The organism is Terriglobales bacterium, from assembly GCA_035567895.1.
In the GTDB taxonomy this organism is placed as follows: Bacteria; Acidobacteriota; Terriglobia; order Terriglobales; family Acidobacteriaceae; genus Gp1-AA112.
Map to the genome: position 1 here is coordinate 1 of DATMPC010000081.1, position 3,914 is coordinate 3,914.

General features: G+C 55.5%; 4 protein-coding genes. 3 read left to right on the forward strand and 1 reads right to left on the reverse strand.

Annotation, left to right across the window (positions count from 1 at the left end; all coding sequences use genetic code 11):
• The first annotated feature begins 407 nt into the window (after positions 1–407).
• Entirely contained in the window at positions 408–1,100 is a 693-nt protein-coding gene (locus VNX88_16160) for a Crp/Fnr family transcriptional regulator (GenBank protein HWY70203.1), read from the forward strand.
• 136 nt (positions 1,101–1,236) lie between these two features.
• Here the strand turns inward: VNX88_16160 and VNX88_16165 are convergent, their stop codons facing one another.
• Positions 1,237–1,512 carry a hypothetical protein gene (locus VNX88_16165; GenBank protein HWY70204.1) on the reverse strand — a complete coding sequence of 92 codons (276 nt, stop codon included), beginning with the start codon at positions 1,510–1,512 and terminating at the stop codon, positions 1,237–1,239.
• Positions 1,513–2,487: 975 nt separating this feature from the next.
• Here VNX88_16165 and VNX88_16170 point away from each other — a divergent pair.
• Complete coding sequence (locus VNX88_16170; GenBank protein ID HWY70205.1) at positions 2,488–3,084, forward strand: DUF4382 domain-containing protein; 597 nt, start codon at positions 2,488–2,490, stop codon at positions 3,082–3,084.
• Between the two features lie 413 nt (positions 3,085–3,497).
• On the forward strand, positions 3,498–3,914 hold a 417-nt coding region (locus VNX88_16175; protein ID HWY70206.1), incomplete at its 3' end, for an ATP-binding protein.

The following is a 3,914-nucleotide window of genomic DNA, read 5'->3' on the forward strand; positions in this document are numbered from 1 at the left end:
GCTGCGGTTACTTTAACCAGGGTCGCAGGCTATCGCCGCTCCCCCGGGGGAGAACAACGACGCCCAATTATTCGCTCAATCACGCACGCTCCGGATCAGACAGACTTACAGCCTCGGCTTCTCTAATGGGAAGTCGACCTCGCCGCTCCGGACCGTGGCCATTTTATCTCGAAGTGATTTTCATAAGCTTTCGCGGGCCGGAGGCCCTAAAGGACAGACTTGGAAACGACGCCTGGCATTAATCGTTCGATCCGGGGGTGACGCATGGACGCCTTGCGGCGCGTGCTCTTCCCTGCAATACTCGGCGGACCTATACTTTAGTCGGCTGTAATCTACAGGAGAATCCTCTTCCTTTAGCCGCTCGTACAGTTCAGGCTCGGCCTACGGCCACTCCAGGAGACACATTCATGCCTTACTCAGGAATTGCTGCTGTATCGACCAGCTTGCGATCACAATTTCTCGATGGATTGATTCCTGATCATCGCAAGAAAATCTTGGCAGCTGCAACACCACGCCGATTCTTCGCCAATTCGGTGGTTACAAACCAGGGTGACTCTGCCGACCATTTTTTCCTGTTGACGAAAGGACTTGTCAGAGCCTTCTTCGTTGCAGAAGAGGGCAAGAAGCTTCTCTTTCAGTGGCTTGGACCAGGAGATCTATTCGGCGGTCGGGCGGTTCTGTCGGACCATTGTTCTTATCTCTTCAGCACAGAAGCAGTAACGGACAGCTCGGTGTTGGTGTGGGATCGTCCCACGATCCGGGATCTTGTCGTGCGGTATCCCAGATTGTTGGAGAACACATTGTCAACTGCTTCAGACTACGTGGCTTGGCATCTCACCTCTCACATCGCTTTAGCTTGCCACACCTCTCGACAGCGGGTTGCTCATGTACTCGTTACTCTTGCCCGGACTATCGGTAAGAAGGTTGCGGGTGGTACTGCACTCCAGATCACAAACGAGGAGTTGGCTGACGCCGCGAACGTCACGCCTTTCACTGCTAGCCGCCTAATGAGCAAGTGGCAACGTGACCTCGCCTTAGTAAAGCGTCGCGGCACGGTTCTGCTCCGATCGCCTGAACGGCTGTTTTTGCGTACCATGTAACTGCGGCTCGATTGCCATTCTGGTTTCCCGTTGCTGTTCCATCCCGGAATTGCTCCCAGAGCAAGTTCAAGGCTGCTTGGGCCACGACGGTATTAATCCTGCGTGTGAGGCACAAGAAATGTCGATCATCGAGCGTTCAGCGCCTCTTTGCGAAGAGCGTTTCATTCGGCTTAAGCAAGTCGCGCTGGCGTGCCCAGTCATCGAGCCGTGCGAGCCTTTCGCGAAAACTAAGGTCTTTCATATCTTCAATAGCACATAAACCGAGTAGAAAATACGCTTTGCGGTCATCTTTCGGCCATGCATCTGTTGGAAATTCCAAACCTGCACGTTTGCAAAAATGTTCCAAACGCTTCAACAATTCGTGCTCCTGGACGCGATGCGTGGTTGTGATCTTCTTTTCAAGAAATTCCATTTGACACTCGATTTTGTATTTACCACACAGAGGATGCAGGGCTGGGCAGGGAAGCGGCTTAGGCAGCTCCCTAAGTCTTGATAAACGCCTCTTAGGGCTCGGGCAAGGGGGGCTCTGCGCTGCGTCCTCATCCAAGTCCTAATCGCCCTGGCTCGCTCTGGCGCTATTTCTAGGTCGTTTCACGTTGCCAAACAACTAGGGAAAGGCCTAGCTGACGCCTCGGCGTAAGATGGGCCGAACCAAAACTAACGCGGTAGGGACCACGTTCCCGCAGTCGTGTCGATCGCGATGAGCCGATCCCGTCGCGCAGGTCGTTGACTGCGGCGGCGTAGGACGGGCCACCAAAATCGCCGCAAGCGTTGGCCACCATGCGCTTTTTCGCCGTTTTCCGCCAGACGATAGACGACCCATTGCTCCGTCGCTTCCCACAGTAGTGCGTGAAGCCCAGGAGCGTAAAAGCCTCCGGTTTCCCTTCACCACGCTTCTCCCGATTTTGCGCGGCGAACCGCCCAACTCGATCAGTCGCGTTTCTCCGGATGGACGGTCGATCCTTCAGGCGCGCCCAGTTCGTCCGACGCCTTGACGGCAACGATTCAGTTATTTCCGGGACACCGCACTAGCACGAGGATGCCCGGTAACAGTTCTGGTTGAGAGCGGGTGCGCCACGCAGACCATCTCGACGGTACGGATGATTCTTTCCAAAAGACGCGCCTCAGGTTACGAAAGCGGCGTAGAATACAAGGCAGAGGGGCCGATTCGACGCGGTCGAGTGGCAGGCACTGGAGCGAATCCATGCGGTTCTCTCGATGTCATCTCCGGAGTACATTCAGTTGTGCTGCGATGTTCACCGCCATCGCCCTTACTGGCTGCGGTGATTCCTGTTTTGTCGGCTTTTCCAATAATGGCAACGGTGGTCTCATCGTAAAAGTGGCAAATCCGCCGCCCAGCTGTTCGCTTTCTCAGGTCCACGGCGCAATGAGTGTGGTTGCGCTTAAATCCTCACTCTGCGAGACCTGTACGGCTGCCACCCGCGTGGAACATGTTTTTGTGACCTTGCGAGGCATTCAACTTCGGCCTGGCGCCAGCGAAGACGCGCGTTCTCCCAATTGGCTCGAACTCGCCCCCCACCTCGCAAAGGAACCCCGTCAAATTGACCTAATGGGTAACCCTATGCCGATAATTCTGGCAGAGAGTGCAAACGTTCCTGCGGGAAGCTATCGCGAAGTCCGCTTGCAATTTTTCGATGGCTCCCCCGCAAGCGCCGAAGAACTTCCCGCCGTGAATGTCTGCGGAGAGACGCGATGGAATTGCATCGTCATGGCGGATGGACACGTCGAGCGGCTACGCTTGCCCGGTGACCAGCCGGAGCTTCTCATTCCTTCCCAGAGTATTGAGAACGACTCAGTCGTGGTTTTGCCAGACGCCAGGGTGGACCTGCAGCTTAGCTTGGAGCCACATCAGGGCTACTATATTTCCAGCAGCGAAGCATGGAGGCTGCAGAGCACCCTCGTGGGGCGAGCCACAGTCGTGCGGCAACGTTCTCTCGAGGCAGAAACCTCTACTCCCGATTGAGGTCTCGCACCAGGTATCAGCTGATCTGTGACAGTCGGTTGTTGAGCTTCGTAGAACACCGCTCCTTGGTACGTCATCTCTTAAGATGCGAAAGATGTCGAACGAATGAACCATGGCAGGCCACATCTTCCTTCCGTCCCGGCTTGTGTTCGCCCGAGCAGGTCTGCATTGGAGCTAGACAGGCGACCGAACTCCCGATTGGGCTGCAGGTAGTAGAGATCACGGGGGTGGATAATGCGAGTGGCGAAATCATCCTAGATGAATCGGAGCACATTCTTATTCAGTTTGGTCTGCGTGCCCGCCGCTGAGCCATGCTTGCCCGGCAGCTAAAGCTCTCGATATAGTAGGTGGCTGATGGCAGGCTGAGGTCGTTCCTCCCTACCTTACCCCAACGAGCGGAGTTCGTTGTCACTGTGGCGAAGACGAGCGTGACCAAGTCGAAGGAATCAGAGAGCGGTAAACTACGGATCGGTGACGATTGGAATGCTATCCGTATCATTGCCCTGTCACAAAGCAATCCGCTTAAGGCCATCGCCGAGTTGGTCGAAAACAGTATCGATGCGCACGCCAAGACAATTGCCATCACGCGCGGTCGCGAGCACGACGAACACTATCTAACGGTCAAGGACGATGGCGACGGCGTTCCTCGCGATGCGAACGGACTGCCTGACTTCAAGTACGTCGCAACTCATATCTGCGACTCGGTCAAGCGACGCCTGAAGGCAGACGGTGCTGGACTCGGCTTACAAGGGGAATTTGGCATCGGTCTGTTGAGCTTCTGGACCGTGGGCGACACGCTCACGATGACTTCTACAAGTTCCGACGAGCGT

Bases quoted from the DNA above. Each gene is read 5' to 3' on its own strand.
- VNX88_16160 (HWY70203.1), top strand. From the start codon at position 408: ATGCCTTACTCAGGAATTGCTGCTGTATCGACCAGCTTGCGATCACAA.
- VNX88_16165 (HWY70204.1), bottom strand. From the start codon at position 1,512: ATGGAATTTCTTGAAAAGAAGATCACAACCACGCATCGCGTCCAGGAG.
- VNX88_16170 (HWY70205.1), top strand. From the start codon at position 2,488: ATGAGTGTGGTTGCGCTTAAATCCTCACTCTGCGAGACCTGTACGGCT.